Annotated in this window: 10 protein-coding genes; 4 read left to right on the forward strand and 6 right to left on the reverse strand. The window is 51.4% G+C overall.

The features are described 5' to 3' along the window. Positions 1-61: 61 nt before the first annotated feature. The 5 genes from PHQ97_02410 to PHQ97_02430 form a co-directional block, all read right to left on the reverse strand. On the reverse strand, positions 62-331 hold the full coding sequence (locus PHQ97_02410; GenBank protein MDD4391587.1) for a hypothetical protein: 270 nt from the start codon (positions 329-331) through the stop codon (positions 62-64). A gap of 472 nt (positions 332-803) precedes the next feature. Further along, entirely contained in the window at positions 804-1,775 is a 972-nt protein-coding gene (locus tag PHQ97_02415) for a DUF2950 domain-containing protein (protein ID MDD4391588.1), read from the reverse strand. 106 nt (positions 1,776-1,881) lie between these two features. After that, the gene (locus PHQ97_02420) at positions 1,882-3,132 is read right to left on the reverse strand and encodes a DUF3300 domain-containing protein (GenBank protein MDD4391589.1); all 1,251 of its coding nucleotides are present in this window, start codon (positions 3,130-3,132) and stop codon (positions 1,882-1,884) included. A gap of 362 nt (positions 3,133-3,494) precedes the next feature. Continuing rightward, entirely contained in the window at positions 3,495-5,039 is a 1,545-nt protein-coding gene (locus PHQ97_02425) for an SDR family NAD(P)-dependent oxidoreductase (protein MDD4391590.1), read from the reverse strand. A 46-nt stretch (positions 5,040-5,085) separates the two neighbouring features. Then, positions 5,086-5,319: a VF530 family protein gene (locus PHQ97_02430; protein MDD4391591.1), complete on the reverse strand. Its 234-nt coding sequence runs from the start codon at positions 5,317-5,319 to the stop codon at positions 5,086-5,088. A 208-nt stretch (positions 5,320-5,527) separates the two neighbouring features. On the opposite strand from PHQ97_02430, the gene PHQ97_02435 reads away from it, so the two are divergent. From PHQ97_02435 to PHQ97_02445, 3 genes are all read left to right on the forward strand, one after another. Beyond that, positions 5,528-6,496 (forward strand): transposase, encoded by a 969-nt coding sequence (locus PHQ97_02435; protein ID MDD4391592.1) that lies wholly within the window; start codon positions 5,528-5,530, stop codon positions 6,494-6,496. A 20-nt stretch (positions 6,497-6,516) separates the two neighbouring features. Then, a complete protein-coding gene (locus PHQ97_02440; GenBank protein ID MDD4391593.1) occupies positions 6,517-11,745 on the forward strand; it encodes a RecQ family ATP-dependent DNA helicase in 5,229 nt (1,742 codons plus the stop codon). A 643-nt stretch (positions 11,746-12,388) separates the two neighbouring features. Further along, positions 12,389-13,915: a catalase gene (locus tag PHQ97_02445; GenBank protein MDD4391594.1), complete on the forward strand. Its 1,527-nt coding sequence runs from the start codon at positions 12,389-12,391 to the stop codon at positions 13,913-13,915. Between the two features lie 18 nt (positions 13,916-13,933). Here the strand turns inward: PHQ97_02445 and PHQ97_02450 are convergent, their stop codons facing one another. Then, positions 13,934-15,055: a metallophosphoesterase gene (locus tag PHQ97_02450; protein ID MDD4391595.1), complete on the reverse strand. Its 1,122-nt coding sequence runs from the start codon at positions 15,053-15,055 to the stop codon at positions 13,934-13,936. 300 nt (positions 15,056-15,355) lie between these two features. On the opposite strand from PHQ97_02450, the gene PHQ97_02455 reads away from it, so the two are divergent. Then, positions 15,356-16,048 carry a hypothetical protein gene (locus PHQ97_02455; GenBank protein MDD4391596.1) on the forward strand — a complete coding sequence of 231 codons (693 nt, stop codon included), beginning with the start codon at positions 15,356-15,358 and terminating at the stop codon, positions 16,046-16,048. Positions 16,049-16,050 lie beyond the last annotated feature (2 nt).

The raw sequence follows: 16,050 nt of genomic DNA on the forward strand, positions 1-16,050 counted from the left end.
TTTCTCAGGCCCGTCAACGATGAGATCAGCCGTAGCGTAGCGATCGGCTGTATTGATTTTGTTAGGGTGCTTTTTTGATTGCATGTGTAATTTTCCATGAGTTGTCTTCATTCATAGTCGCAGAAATTGTCAGCTCATCCTTACCCCATCCCGATAAAGCGACACACGAGAAGCACGCCCACGTAGAACGGCGATCATCGGAAATGCCACCGCGATCGAAGCCCCAAGGCATTGCAGTTATATTTTTATTTTCACGTCTGTACGCAAAGATTTCTGCTGCGGCGGGCGAACACTTCCAAAATTTATCTTCATCGAGGTTGAATTGAACCAATTTATGACCTTCCTTGAACAAGTGATTAAGTAGTTTCTGTTTATCTATACAGGCCAGAAATTTTTTCCGACGAATTTCCGACTAAACGATGTCGTTTCTAACTGTTTATCACTCATTCTGGAATGATAAACAGAAACCGTATATCTATTCACGAATAGCTTTTTATCCATTGTCCCGCATGAAAAGTCAATTGCTGATAATTCGGGTGCCGATGCGAGGTAGAAAATATTTCGAGATCAAATGAAACGGGATAATAGATAAAATATTGTAGAACTGAGCCGACTTTATTTTTTTCAACTCTTTTCTTCCAGTATCAACCACTGGAAACACGGAACGCACTGAATCTGATTTCCGTGTATTCCGTGGTTTTATTTTTAACCCGGGGTCGTCAAAATAGACCAGGGGATGGCCTCATTCCGGAGCTTGGCAGATTTTGTGGACACTACCGTATTTTCTGGCGTACTGCCCCGCATTATTCCCCGGCGGGTTCTTCGTACTTGCGCCAGGTGTCATCGGGGTCAAAGGTGGTTATTGCTGCGGCCGCTGTGGCCGTGTCCTCGCCCAGGTCTTTTTCATAGATGATGCCTTCCTGATTGACGATGAAGGTCATGATACCCGAAACCCCGTATCTGGCGGGGTAGGCGGCCAGGGCAAAGCCGAGGACCATTTTACCATCGGTCACATATTCGAAGGCGCCGCCGTTGGCATGTGCGCCCTGCCTCTTGAGAATTTTGAAATAATAGCCGTGAAAGGGTTCGGGATGGGCCTCATTCAGGCCGTCCGCATATCCCTGTTCAGTGGCCCCTGCGATCAGTGGGCCAAAAGGGCTTTCCTCCTCGTCCTCCCGTGCTTCCCAATAGAGTCCGTCCTTCTTGCCCTCACTGCTGGCAAACTTCTGGGCGAACCCCGGGCCGTTGCCGTCGGGCTTCATGCAGGCATACTCACGCTGGGCGTCGGTATAGGCTCGCATCACCTCGATGGTGTTCAGCTCGTTTCCGCCGATCTGCCGGTTGAGGATTTCCTCTCTGCCCGCCGGGGTGTCGAAGCGCCAGGTGTCCCCTTGCCGAACAATGGGGATCGGGAACGGATAATCCTTGCTGCCGATGAGGAGTACCGCCCGGCTTTCGTCTTCCTGATCAAGGCCGTTCTTTTTTTCACAGGCTTTCAGAAAGCGCGTTCTGCCGTTCTGGTCCGCGACTTTGTCGCCGGAGGAAAGGAGGTCCTCCGAGCCGGGGCCCAAGATGGCGAGCATCTCGGCATCGTTGTCGTCCTGAACTGCAGCGATCAGGGCGGCCACCGCCAGTTGCGGGGAGGCGAAACGCTTCTGTTCCGCCGGCATCCCGGCCATAACGGAGGCTGCCAGGACGAGCATTGCGGTGAGCATCGTCATTGCGCCGGTAAACAACCACAACATTCTGTATTTATCTGATTTAAGTACCATCATAATATGTGCCCCTTTCTGTATGAATGGAATCATGGCCCGGTACTCCGGCTTACTGCTTGTTTTGGCCCCGGTCGTAGCGGCCGGCTCTGCCGTCACCGCCCGGACGTCATTTGCCGCGGGAGTCATCGCTCAGGCCCTGCCGGCTGCCCCGACCGCGTTCGCTTGATTGGCGTTCCTTCCGGCCCTCTTCGATCCGGTTGAAAACATTGCTGCGGCTTTTCTGCTGCGGTTCGCGCTCAATCCGTTTCCGCGTCTGAATTTCCTGCCCGGTCCGTTGCTGTATCTGCCGGTCATGTTTAACACGTCCCTGTTCCTGCTTGTTACGTTCGGTTTTTTTCTGAATCTGTTGTTCTTGTTCAACCCGTTTACGTTGCTGCCGGTTACGGTCAATTTTTATCCGGTCATCTCCGCGCCGATCACGATCCACTTCCCGGGGGCCAAGAAAACCACGGGTGTCGCGTCGAAAGCCAATGGAGCGGTTGGGGTCCTGGCCGTATTTTCTGGCGGTGGATTTATCGCGGTAGGCGACCCCCCGACGGTGACTGGGGGCGTGCTGCCAGCGGCCGGGCGTTGTTATCCACCGGTCGTGTCTGACAAATCTTGGCCGTTTTTGTACATTGATGTAAATATGGTGGCGGTTCCAATCAAAATGGCTCCAGGTGCCGAAGGCGAATCCGAAATAAAAGCCGGGCCAGTATGAGATGCCGACGCCGATGCTTACCCCCGGGGGGCCCCAGTAATAGGGCGGATAGGCAGGATACCACCACGGGCCGTAGGCATGGAAGGGGTCATAGTACGGCACGTAGATGACCCTGGGATCTGCCGGCTCGATGATGATCGTCTCCTTTTCGACAAGGACTTTCTGCCTGGAGGTGGTGGTGAGGTTGCCCTGGTCATAGGCTTTGGTCCGCAGTTCCTGGACCACGTCCATGACCTCGGCCTCCTGGGCGAGAAAAGCGTTGCCGAGGTTGGTGGTCTCGGAGATCCGCTCGCTCATCAGGGCAGAGATCTCCGGAAAGTGGCAGATCGCCTTGACGCCGGGGTCCCAGTTTTTGTCCAAAAGCGCTGTATCAAGGGCATCGCCCTTCAGCTCCGGATTTTTTTTGATCCAGCGGTCGGCTTCGATTACTTCAATGGGATAGGTCGATGCCATCAGGATCTGGGACAGGAGCGCATCGGGATACAAGGCGATGGGCGCCAGCATCTGCGCGAGTTCCTCCCGGCTGTATTTTTCAGACGGCTCCGGATAGCCGGTTTCCTCTGCTTTGCCCTGCCGTGGCGGCAGGGCAAGACAGAAAACAAGAAAAAAAGTGATGAACAATCCGAGGACCGGATGATAGATGCTCGTTGTTTTCATGATTACCTCCTCAAAAGCCGGGGCAGCGCGGCATGATTTCGCGGCTGCTGACGGCGGTGAAAGGAAATTTAGTATTTTAATTCTGAAATGAAACGGATCTGTTTTTTTGTATCGGGGGGCCGGACCATTTCGGCAAAAGCGTTTCTGTCACGATGCCTTTTCGGTAGACAATGCGTCGTGGTAGCCGGGAGAGAAAATTTTCCGGCTATCGGATGATGCGCAACTTAATTTTCAGTATAAAAAAATATAGGGCTTGATCATAACGTTGGCCATAACATCGTGAGGACCGTCCCGGCCGTTCCCGGCTTCTCCAGCACGATCCGGGGGGATGCCGGTGCCATGAAACTAAAGCGCAAAAATTATTACCAGTCGATTGGGAAATAATCCTTTAAAAACTTACCACACCAGTGTTTACCGGAATTGATACCGTCAAAAAATGGATCACATACCCGTGCCGCACCGTCAACGATATCTAAAGGGGGTTGAAAATCATGCAGGTCCTGTTTGCGTCTGGATAGTTGCGCCGGATCTTCATCGGTTACCCAGCCGGTATCCACCGCATTCATGAAAATACCATAGTGCGCCAGTTCACTGGCCGAAGTATGGGTCAACATATTGAGCGCTGCTTTTGCCATATTGGTATGGGGATGGCGCTCTCCTTTTTTAAAACGCAAAAACTTGCCTTCCATGGCAGAGACATTCACGATATGTTTTTGACCGGTATTGTCTTTTTTCATTAACGGCGTCAGTTTATTGCATAATACAAAGGGTGCGACTGCGTTGATAAGCTGTATTTCAAGCATTTCCGCAGTCTGGATTTCACCGAGTTTAAGCCGCCAGCTGTTGGTGGTTCTTAAATCAACCTGCTGCAGGTCAACGTCCAATTCTCCTTTTGGAAAAACAGTCTCTGCAGGTAACGTGTTATCATAAGCATAGGGTATTTGAGATAGTTGCGCAGATTCTCTTAATCCTATTCCCGGCAGGTTCCCATGCCAGGTAACCGGCAGAGCGTGTTTTGATTGCGGATTTGGCATATCAAAACAGTTTAATCTGTCAGTACATAGGCGGTAGTTCATCATCAGCTTTTGGACATTCTCGGGAAGTTCATGTGACGATTTTGCCTCATTGTGCATCAAATGGGCATAAAATTCGGGCGGACGACGGACTGTCTGGGCCGCATTATTGATTAAAATGTCCAGTCGATCAAAGGTTTGTTCAATATGACTGCAAAAAATCTCCACACTGGGTGTGTGCCTTAAATCCAGTCCATAGATGTGTAATCGGTCCTCCCAGTCGTTAAAATCATTTTCCCTGGAATACCTTAATGCTGCATCTACAGGAAAACGGGTAGTTGCAATAACCGAAGCACCTGCCCTTAACATCATTAAGGTTGCCTGATAACCAATTTTTAAACGTGATCCGGTTATCAAAGCAACCTGTCCCCTTAAATCGGCGGTCTGAAACCGTTTTTGATAGTTCAGCTCCGCACAATCGGGGCACATCGTATCATAAAAAAAGTGCAGCTGGGTAAACTCAGCTTTGCAAACATAACAATTGCGTGGGGAGTGCAATATCAGAGGCCTTTTTGCAGATTCTGTGTTATCCGGGAGCTGTAAAGGGGCCGAAAATACTGCAGCGTCCCTGGCGGAACGAATGCCGGTTGCAGCTCTTGCCTTTCGTTCTGAAGAAACAATCTGTTGACGTTTCATTTTACGGATGGCTTTATTGCGTTTTTTTAACTCGTGACAATCGGGTCTGGATAGCTGCCCTGCAATTTTTATCAGTTCTATCTGTTTTTCTTTTGGCAATGCGACAAAATCTTCACTATTGTTTACCATATGGGTCAGTATGTGAATACAATGATCTATTTCTTTTGTTCCATAATGCTGGGTTTGTTCCGTTTCCAAGTTCTATTCCTTAAAAAATGGTATAATATTTAGAAAATTTATTGTATTACCAGTGTGTTATATTATTCCGCGTGGCGATGTACAAGTCCTCGACTTTTTTTCTTGCCCAAGGGGCTTTTCGCAGGAATTTCAGACTGGACTTCACTGACGGATCGCTGTTGAAACACCGGATAACGATGCGTTTGCCCAACTCGCTCCAGCCATAATGCTTAACCAGGCTATACACGATCTGCTCCAGGGTAATGCAGTGCAGTGGGTTATTGGCTTGTGGCTCATTCATCACTCGGGCTTTGTCCTTCTTTGGGGAAATCGTATTGGCAATGCTATCCGCTAAAATAAGCGATTCCGTATCAAAATACTCATACGTTGGGACTATACCATAGAAACGGGGCTTTTCAAAACCGATGATTTTTATCGAATACCTGAATAAATCCCAAGGGGTCAAGTCTTCGTTTGACTTTTATCATGAATTAATTTACAGGTGAAATATGTCCCGGCCCCTTCGAATCGAATATAGTAACGCCTGTTATCATGTCCTGAACCGCGGCAGGCGGGGTGATAGAATATTTGCGGATCATGGGGATTGTCAGGCGTTTGTGAATCTGCTTCAGGAATCCATAGAAATGTGGAATGTCCGGATCTGCGCCTATTGCCTTATGCAAAATCATTATCATATATTGCTCCAGACCCCTGATGCCAATATATCCCGGTGCATGCGTCATATCAACGGGGTTTACACTCAACGCTACAATCGGCGGCATGGGTGTGACGGTCCATTGTTTCGCGGCCGTTACAAAGCTATTCTGATTGACGGTGACAGCTATCTGCTGCAGTTGGTTCGATATATCCACAGAAATCCATTGAGGGCTGGAATTGTTCAATCGATGGACAAATATTTGTGGAGCAGTCACAGGGGGTATCTTTCCGATGTTGAAAAATGGGATTGGCTGGATAAAGCTTTTATTTTTTCGATATTTTCTCAAGATACCAGACAGGCAAAAAGAGCCTATAAGCAGTTTATAAATCTTGAGGATTCGAAGGATGTTCAGGATATTTTCGAAAGAAATAAGCTGCCCTCCGTGTTCGGCAGTGATAAATTCATCAGCTGGGTGAAAGAAAAATTTTTGGGTGAGAAAAATCATCATGAGGTGCCGGATTCATCTTTTCTCGTTCCGGAGATCAGCAAAATAAAAGCGGTAATTTGTGAGTATTATTCAATACGGGAAAAAGACCTGCTGATACCTAAGCGGGGTGTGTTTAATGAACCGAGGCTTGTGGCGATTTATCTGATTCGTTTGTTCAGAAAAGATGGATTGTCCCGGATCAGCCAGGAGTTTTCCATGAAAGGATACAGCTCGGCCAGCAGCGCTATCGATCGGTTGAAAAAGAAGATGGTAAGCGACCGGGAATTGAAGACACGGGTTGATGCTGTTAAGGATTTAATTGTAAAAGGCTAAACGAAGACTTGACCCCTTTTATGCAGATAACGGATGGAGCCGGACCGTTTCTCCGCCGGTGCGTGCTGATCGATCTGGAGGCGGGGGGCGGCAATGCCGTATGGAAAATCGGTGCGATCTTCGACGGGGAAATTTTTGAACGAAAAGGAACGTTTAATACCGGCGATGCACTGTTGGCGCTGGATCGGTTCAGCGCCGGGGCTGATTTTGTTCTGGGACACAACATTATCGGACATGATCTGCCCGTGCTCGAAAGCATTAACCCGGATCTGGGCATTCTTCGAAAGCCGGTCATCGATACCCTCTACCTTTCTCCCCTGGCGTTTCCGGAAAATCCCTACCATCGTCTGATCAAGGATTACAAACTGGTGCGTGACAGCGTCAACAATCCGGTAGCGGATGCACGGCTGGCCGGATCGGTTTTCAGGGACCAGTGGATCAGCTTCCGGAAGGCATGGGAAACAACGCCGGATCTGCTTGCCTTTTATCGCTTCTGCTTTGAACACGGCTCTCCGGGAACAGGCCCAGGTGACGGGAAGGGCCTTGCGACGTTATTTGAACACCTGGGCGCAAGAGAACTGTCCGTCGAACCGGATGCGTTTGCCGTCTGGACGTCCCTGACCAAAGGAAAGGTCTGCCCGACCCGGAACGAGGGGATTGCATCTTATCTGTCAAGACGGGAAAAACGGGCGGTACTGGCCTATTGTCTCGCGTGGCTCCAGGTGGCCGGTGGAAATTCCGTGCTGCCGCCCTGGGTCCGGCACCGGTTTGAAGACATTACTCTCATTTTAAAGCAGCTGCGTGATGTGGCCTGCAACGATGACGCCTGCCCGTATTGTATACAGGCGCACAACCCGGTTTGTCAGCTGCAGCGCTACTATCCCTATGAAGACTTCCGGCCCCTTCCTGACGGAAGGGCCCTGCAGCGCGAGATCGTCGCACACGGCCTTTCGGATCTGCCCCATCTGGGAATACTTCCCACCGGTTTTGGAAAATCCATCTGCTTTCAGCTGCCGGCACTGGTGCGCTATTACCGGCGCGGGGTGTTGACCGTGGTGATATCCCCGCTGCAGGCCCTGATGAAAGACCAGGTGGACAACCTCAGACGTCTGGCTCAAACCGATTGCGTTGCGGCTGTCTACGGGATGCTGACCCCGCCTGAGCGCGGTGATATCCTGGAGCGCATCCGGCTCGGGGATATCGGGATCGTTTATATGTCGCCGGAACAGCTCCGGAACCGGTCGGTTCGCAAGGCCCTTTCACAGCGCGAGATCGGGTGCTGGGTGTTTGATGAATGTCACTGCCTGAGCAAGTGGGGACATGATTTCCGCCCCGATTACCTGTATGCTGCCCGGTTCATCCGCGAATTTTCCGAGAAACAGCATGTGGCGGTGCCGCCGATTGCCTGCTTTACCGCCACGGCCAGGCAGGATGTCAGCCGGGAGATTCTGGATCACTTCAGAGAGCATCTGAACCAGGATCTGACATTGTTTCAGGGGGGTGTTGAACGGGAAAATCTGTTCTTTGAGGTTCAGCCGGTCGGTACGCATGAAAAGTTTTCCCGGGTAAAATCTCTGATTGAGGAACGCCTGGGGAACCCGCCAACCGGCAGCGCCATCATCTACTGCGCGAAACGTGATCACACCGAACAACTGGCGACTTTTCTGGCAAACGAGGGGCTTGAGGCCGAAGCCTTTCACGGGGGACTGTCGGTTCCGGATAAACGCAGGATTCAGGAGGCGTTCATCTCCGGAGAGGTGCCGGTGATCTGCTGCACCAATGCCTTTGGCATGGGAATCGATAAGGACAATGTCCGGCTGGTCATTCATTATGAGATTCCGGGATCTCTTGAAAATTATGTCCAGGAAGCCGGCCGTGCGGGCCGGGATACGAAAGATGCCGAGTGCATCCTGCTGTATGATGAACAGGACATCGAGACACAATTTAGTCTGGGGGCCGTGTCCGCGCTTCGGCAGAGGGATATTGCGCAGATCCTCAATGGCCTGAGGCGCAGCCGGTACGCCCGGGACGGTGAAGTGGTGATCACCGCAGGAGAGCTGCTTCGCGATGATCAGGTGGATACCACGTTTGACAGTCAGGATTACAGCGCCGATACCCGGGTGAGGGTGGCGGTGGCCTGGCTGGAACGTGCCGGGTTTGTCGAGCGGAACGGAAACAGCACCCTCGTGTTTCAGGGAAAGCCCCGGTTCAGTTCTCTGGAGGAGATGAACTCCAGTCTGGATAAACTCCAGCTTTCTGAAATCCGTCGGACCATATGGGAAACGATACTCGAACAGCTGATGGACGCCGATCCGGAAGACGGCATGAGCGCCGATCAGCTGGCAGAGGCGTTTGGAACCGTGCCGTCAATACCCAAAGAACAGATGCCCGATACCCGCAGCATTCTTCAGATTCTGAACCAGATGGCCGAGATCGGCTTGATCCGTAAAGGCATGATGCTATCGGCTTATGTGCGGATGAAAGGCGGAAACAACGCGAAAAAGGTTCTTAACAGAGTCTGCGAAATCGATCAGGCCATGCTGGGTGTTCTTCAGGAAGCGCATCCCGTGGAGACCGTCGGCGAATGGGTGGATCTGAACCTGCGGTGGCTGAACCAGCGCCTGCTGGACAAGGGATTTTCGGATGCAAATCCTGAAGTCCTGAAGCGGCTTCTGGACAGTCTCAGCCGCGATGGCAGGGGATTTGCGGGTCGCCGGGGCAGTATCCGTCTCCAGCATATCAACCAGAGTTATTACCGGGTCCGATTTAATCGCGCCTGGGCTGCAATCGCTGAAATTGCAAACCGGCGGCGAAACCTGGCCTATGTGATTCTGGATGCGTTGTATGGTTTTATGGATGAAAAACGGCGGGCATCGGGCGAGATTTTCGTGGAGTTTTCCGTCAATGACCTTTCCGATGCCATCCGACGGGATATGACCCTGCAGGTTCAGCCGGATAAAATGCTGGCAGCCATAGACCGGGGCCTGCTGTTTCTTCATGACCATAAGGTGATCATCCTTCAAAAAGGTCTGGCAGTATTCCGTCAGGCCATGACCATCCGTATTGTGCCGGAATCAACATCGAGGCGGTACACCAAAGGGGATTTTGAGCCGGTGGCGCACCACAACAAACAGCGGGTGCTTCAGGTTCATGTGATGAATGAATATGCCCGTCTGGGGATTGAAAAAATCCGGCAGGCCCTTGCCCTGGTGCTGGGCTATTTTACCATGGACCATAAGAGTTTTATCCGCAGATTTTTCAAAGGGCGGGAAAATCTGCTGGAGATGGCCACCAGTGAAGAATCCTATCAGCGCGTTGTCGAGACCCTTAAAAATCCGGTTCAGGAAGCGGTGGTGGCCGGAAGGGCCGACAGGAACACGTTGATTCTGGCCGGACCCGGGTCCGGGAAAACCCGTGTGGTCATTCACCGGTGCGCATACCTGCTCCGGGTGGAGCGTGTTCCGGGAAAAAGCATTTTGATGCTGTGCTTTAACCACGCTACCGCCCTGAACCTTCGAAAACGCCTGTGGGAACTGGTGGGAACCGATGCCGCCGGTGTCACCATTTTAACGTATCATGGCCTTGCCATGCGTCTGACCGGACGCTGCTTTTCAACGGAACTTGAAAGCGGAAAACCGGAAAACGCCGGCCTGGGACAGCGGCTGGATGATATTCTTCAGGAGGCGATACAGCTGCTTTCCGGGCACAAGGAAATTCCGGGGCTGGAACCGGACGAGATCCGGGAGCGCCTGCTGTCCGGTTATCAGCACATTCTGGTGGATGAATACCAGGATATTGACGAGCGGCAATATCAGCTGATTTCCGCACTTGCCGGCCGCAGCATCAAGGAGACGGAGGCAAAGCTCTGCATCCTGGCTGTGGGGGATGATGATCAGAGCATCTACGGATTCCGCAACGCCAATGTGGCGTTTATTCGAAAATTCAGGGAAGATTATCATGCCGATGTCCATTATCTGGTCGAAAATTACCGCTCCACCCATCACATCATCCAGGCGGCCAACAGTCTGATTTCCCATAACCGGGGCCGGATGAAAACCGGCCATTCCATCTGCATCAACCGGTTCAGAAAGCACCAGCCTTCCGGGGGCACCTGGGAGGTCAGGGACCCGGTATCAAAGGGAAAGGTCCAGATTCTTACCGTGGCCGATTGCGCGGCGCAGGCCGGGGCGGTTGTGCAGGAAATTCGGAGACTTCAGGGCCTGTACCCGGAAATTTCCCTGGATGATATCGCGGTGCTGGCCAGAAACGGCATGAACCATCCGGAGCTGTCTTCTGTCCGATCCGCACTTGAATGTCAACGCCTGCCCTTCAGTTATGCGCTGGACCGGGAGGTGTCATTTTCGGTATCCCGGATTCGTGAAGTCCATGCGGCCGTCCAGGTGTTCTCGGTTATGAAGCACATGTCCATGGCGGCATCGGATCTTATCGATGCAGCATCCACCCATGGCGGTCTGCATTCGAATCCATGGCAGGAGACGGTGTGCCGCCTGCTGGAGGCGTGGCAGCAGGAGACGGGAAACGCACCGGTAACCGTCCAATGCGCGATCGATTTCATGATGGAGGCGGTGGCTGAACAGCGGCGGGAACAGAGAATCGGTCATGGCATTTACCTCAGTACGGCTCACGGCGTGAAAGGTCTTGAATTTTCGCATGTGTTCATTCTGGACGGCGCATGGCGAAATCCGCCGGATGCCGAGAGCCTCGAAGAAGAACGCCGCCTGTATTATGTGTCCATGACGCGGGCGCAAAACATGCTGACGGTATTCCGGCGAAGGGATTGGCACAATCCGCATGCCGGCCTGATCGACCCGGAGCATGTCGTTGAACGCATCGTGGACATCGCTTCCGATCCATCGCCGGAGTCCTTCAGCCGGCGATATGCCGTGTTGGGAATGAAACACCTGTTTCTGGATTATGCCGGGCGAAAGCGCCCCGAAGATCCGGTCCATGAAGCGCTCCGCCGGCTGAATACGGGAGATATCCTGCTTATGCAAAAAAACAATGAGCAGGTGCTGCTGGCCACGGCAGCGGGTGTTGCGGTAGCCCGGCTGTCAAAGGTTGCGGCAGAACTCTGGAAAGATCAGCTGGGCCTGATTGAGCAGGTTGCCGTGATCGGAATTGTGCGGCGGCGCGTGGAAGATACTCAGCCCGAATTCCGTCCGATGATCCGAAACCCTGTATGGGAGATTCCTCTGGTCGAAATCCGTTACCGAAGTAAACCTGTTTAAAATCGAATCGGATCCGGGGCTCAGTAAGAATAGGGCGGGACTGAGCCCGCGACACCGTGGCCGAAATTATGATCAAGCCCGCCAGCGATAATGCCGGATACAAAGTGCCATCGTGTATCTCATTGAATTCAATAAACTTTGCGTGAATTTTTAAAATTATATTTGCATTAACGGATCGTTTTTTATATTATTAGTCAATAAGAAAATTCATCAGTATCCATTCCTGCTTCCATTTGCATCATTTTCGGATGATGTTTATTTGTGATTCTCACTATTAGCCATCCATCAGTATAGTTTAGGGCCATTCAAGTTCAGGGTTCGGTTGTTGATCGTTTAAAACGGAGTATTTCGGGATTAATCGGATCTGACGCTTCAGCGAAAAAAATATGGTCGGTGCATGACCTCTGTTTGCGGGTTTTTTCTGATTGCTTGAATTTGATTCGGTCGTTTCCGGGGTTACAAATCAGCTGCCAGAGTGGTGTCTGCTTTTTGACCTGTGCAATCAGGCGCCGGCTTTTCAGTAAACGTTCCGGGTAAATTCGTCAGGTAAACGAGCCGCGATGTTGATTGGTAAGGGCCGCGGTTGAGGAAGTGTAATTTGCGAACGCGTCAATATGGAAGAAAACAGAAAGGAGCCTACATCATGTCACAGAAAAAGGAAAGGATGACAACGGCATTCGGCATCCCGGTCGGCGATGATCAGAACAGCCTGACGGCGGGTGAACGTGGGCCGGTTTTAATGCAGGATGTTCACCTGCTTGAAAAACTTTCCCACTTTGACCGGGAACGAATTCCGGAACGGGTGGTTCATGCAAAGGGGGCGGGGGCCGGTGGTTTTTTCGAGGTCACGGCAGATGTGAGCCGGTACACCCGGGCGAAATTCCTTTCGCAGATCGGAAAGCGGACCGAGGTTATTGCGCGGTTTTCCACCGTCGGCGGTGAAAGGGGATCGGCGGATTCTGCACGGGACCCTCGCGGATTTGCGTTAAAATTTTACACGGAAGAGGGGAATTATGATCTGGTAGGGAACAATACCCCGATTTTTTTCATCCGTGATCCCCTCAAATTTCCTGATTTTATTCACACCCAGAAACGTCATCCGGCCTCCAACCTTCCGGACCCGGACATGTTCTGGGATTTTCTGTCCCTGACGCCTGAATCCATCCATCAGGTGACGATTCTGTTCTCCGACCGGGGCACCCCGGCAACGTTTCGTCATATGAACGGTTACGGCAGCCATACGTTTAAATGGTACAATGACAAAGGTGAATATTTCTGGGTAAAGTATCATTTGAAGACCGATCAGGGCATTATGAATCTGACCCGGGAAGAATCTTCGAAAATTGCCGGCGAGGACCTGAACCATGCCACCCGGGATTTATACGAAGCCATCGGAAAAAAAGACTATCCGTCCTGGACGCTTGAAATGCAGATCATGAAGCCGGAAGATGCAAAAAAATATCGCTTTGACATATTTGATCTGACCAAGGTCTGGCCGCATGCGGATTGTCCGCCGATCAAGGTGGGAAAACTGGTACTCGACCGCAATCCGGTCAATTATTTTGCCGAGGTGGAGCAGGCGGCCTTTTCTCCGGCCAATCTGGTTCCGGGTATCGGCGTTTCTCCGGATAAAATGCTCCAGGCACGGCTGCTTTCCTATCATGACACCCATGTACACCGCCTGGGTCCCAATTATCATCTGCTTCCGGTCAATTCACCGAAGGCGGCAGCCGAGAACAGCTACCAGAGAGACGGTTTCATGCGTGTGGATGCGAATGGCGCAGACAGGCCCAATTACTGGCCGAACAGTTTCGGAGGACCTGAACCGGATAAAAGTGTTCTGGAACCGGCATTTGAAGCCTCGGGAATGGCCGGGCATTATCCGTTTACGCATCCGAACAGCGATTTTCTCCAGCCTGGAAACCTGTTTCGACATGCGTTGTCCAACATGGATCGGGAGCATCTGGTCGGGAATATAGTCGCTCACCTGGGCGGGGCACGTAAGCGCATCCAGCTGCGTCAGTGTGCGTTGTTTTTCAAAGCGGATCCGGAATACGGGTTGCGGGTGGCTGAAGGGCTGGCCTTAAAATCCAATGAAGTCAAGCAGCTGGCGGAAATATCCACTGAAGAGCGAAATAAAGCCACCTCTCAGCAGGTATGGGGTGATTAAATGACAGGGGATCGGTTTTCAGCTGCCGCGGACCAGCTCCACAACGGTAATTTCCGGTGGAGCAAGTATCCGCATGGGCGGTCCCCATGTGCCGGTGCCCCGGCTGGTATAAAGATGCGCTCCGTTTGCCAGTTCATAGTGCCCACCGATCATGGGGAATAAAAGGGCGACCAGATAATTGAACGGAAATATCTGACCCTTGTGGGTATGGCCGGACAGCTGAAGGTCGAACCGCCCCTCTGAGCCGGGGCTGACAAGGGGCCGGTGCTTGAGAAGCAGGGTAAACTGCCCGTTTCCGTATACCGAATCCAGCAGCTTGTCTTCAGAAATGGAACCGGCTATGGAATGATCATCGACCCCCACAATGTTAAGTCCGGGATCGGTTGATATGGCGCGGTCGCGAAGAAGGATAAATCCTGATTTTTTCAGGAACCTCTCCGACCGGGCCAGTCCCGCGTAAAATTCATGGTTTCCGGTCACGGCGTATTTGCCGTAAGGCGCATCGAGTTCCCGGAGCAGGTCGGAAAGTCCGTTAATATGGTCCAGGCGGCCGTCCACCAGATCCCCCGTGCAGACGATCAGATCTGGTCTGGTGGATTTGACGGCATCGGTGATGGCGTTCAGTCGTTTGGATTGCGTCATGAGTCCCAGATGGATATCCGAAATCTGGACAATGCGAAACCGGTCTACATTCGGGGGAAATTTTTTCGTTTCGATCCGGATGGTTTCAATTTTCAATTCGCGGGCCTCAAATACGCCATATCCGCAGAGCATGACAACCAGTACGATCAATCCCAGCACGGCAGGCTTTCCGGAAGACAGGGGCAGACCGATGGGGGTAACGGCACTGACAGCCCATGCCAGAAGGTCATAGGCCATCGTCAGAATAATTCCCGTAAAGGCCAGGAAGATAAACCCCATCCAGTAATAGCCGATGATGCCAACCGCACGACCCGTCAGGTTAAAGCCGAAACGTTCAAACATCCGTGACAGGACAGGTGCCAGGATCATGAAAATGAGAAACACCGTGAACGGAAACCGCCAATAACCGGATGCCGGAATCAGCGGGCGGACCCGGAAGAAGAACAGTGCGTGCATGGCACTGTATATGGAAAGGAAAACAGCCAGAAATAAGGACATGAAAAGATCTGCTCCGTAGGGGATGAAATTGGTTGATTTGTGTCGACGCCGGTTTGTTGCCAGAGATATTTTTATCATTTTTACCATGAAGAATACAACTGTAAACTCAACAGGATATTGAATCGGTTCAATTTTAAAATGGACAATATTTTTAGCGCTCTTTGTCAATGCAAATACCTTTGGATTTGTTCGAAATATAGTGGTATATGGCGAAAAATTCGAATTTATATATGATGGTTTTCTGCATTCAACAAAGCAAGCAAACAAATCTTTTTCAGGTGTTGACAGATGGACAGGGCTTTGAACATAAAAAAGTTTTTCATTATTTGTATCCTCCTGCCCCTGGCCGGTGCCGTGGATTGTTTCGTATCCAGTGTATGCCCGGCCACCCGTTTTTTCCCTCAGGCCCTGTCCCAACAAACAGGCGGTCCGCGGGATCAGTTTAAATCAGGGCAAAGGCAGCTATACGAAAAAGACAGACATAACCTCAAGCTGGTGGGAACAGTTATCGGTGAGGGGATAGACTCGTTTGCCATTTTAATCGATCCTGACACGGGCCGACAGCTTTTCTTTCATATAGGTGATTCCATTAAAGGCGCTGTTATCAGGAATATTTTGAGAGGGAAAATTATTCTGTCCATTGACGGGAAAGAGGAAGTGTTGATGGTGAAAAGCAAGTCTGATCATGACGTCGTTATTCAATCTGATGACGATGAAAGAAAAGATGTCACGGAAAGTGAAACCGGGGTCCGGACCGAACAGATAAAACCCGATATCGAAGAGGATATCCGGATCGAACCGGGGGAAAAGCAGGATGATGATGCCGGACAGGGAAAAGATCAGAGTGATGAAAATGAAGCTTCGCCCGAACGGGAAGGGCAGGGGACAGAAAATACCGGTGCGCCGGATTCGGAAAACTTGGATGCGGATAAAAACAGCCGCGCGGATCAAGCCGATCCGGATAGTGAAAATGCAGTAGAATCCGATCAGTAAGC

It is taken from the genome of Desulfobacterales bacterium (assembly GCA_028704555.1).
GTDB lineage: Bacteria > Desulfobacterota > Desulfobacteria > Desulfobacterales > JAQWFD01 > JAQWFD01.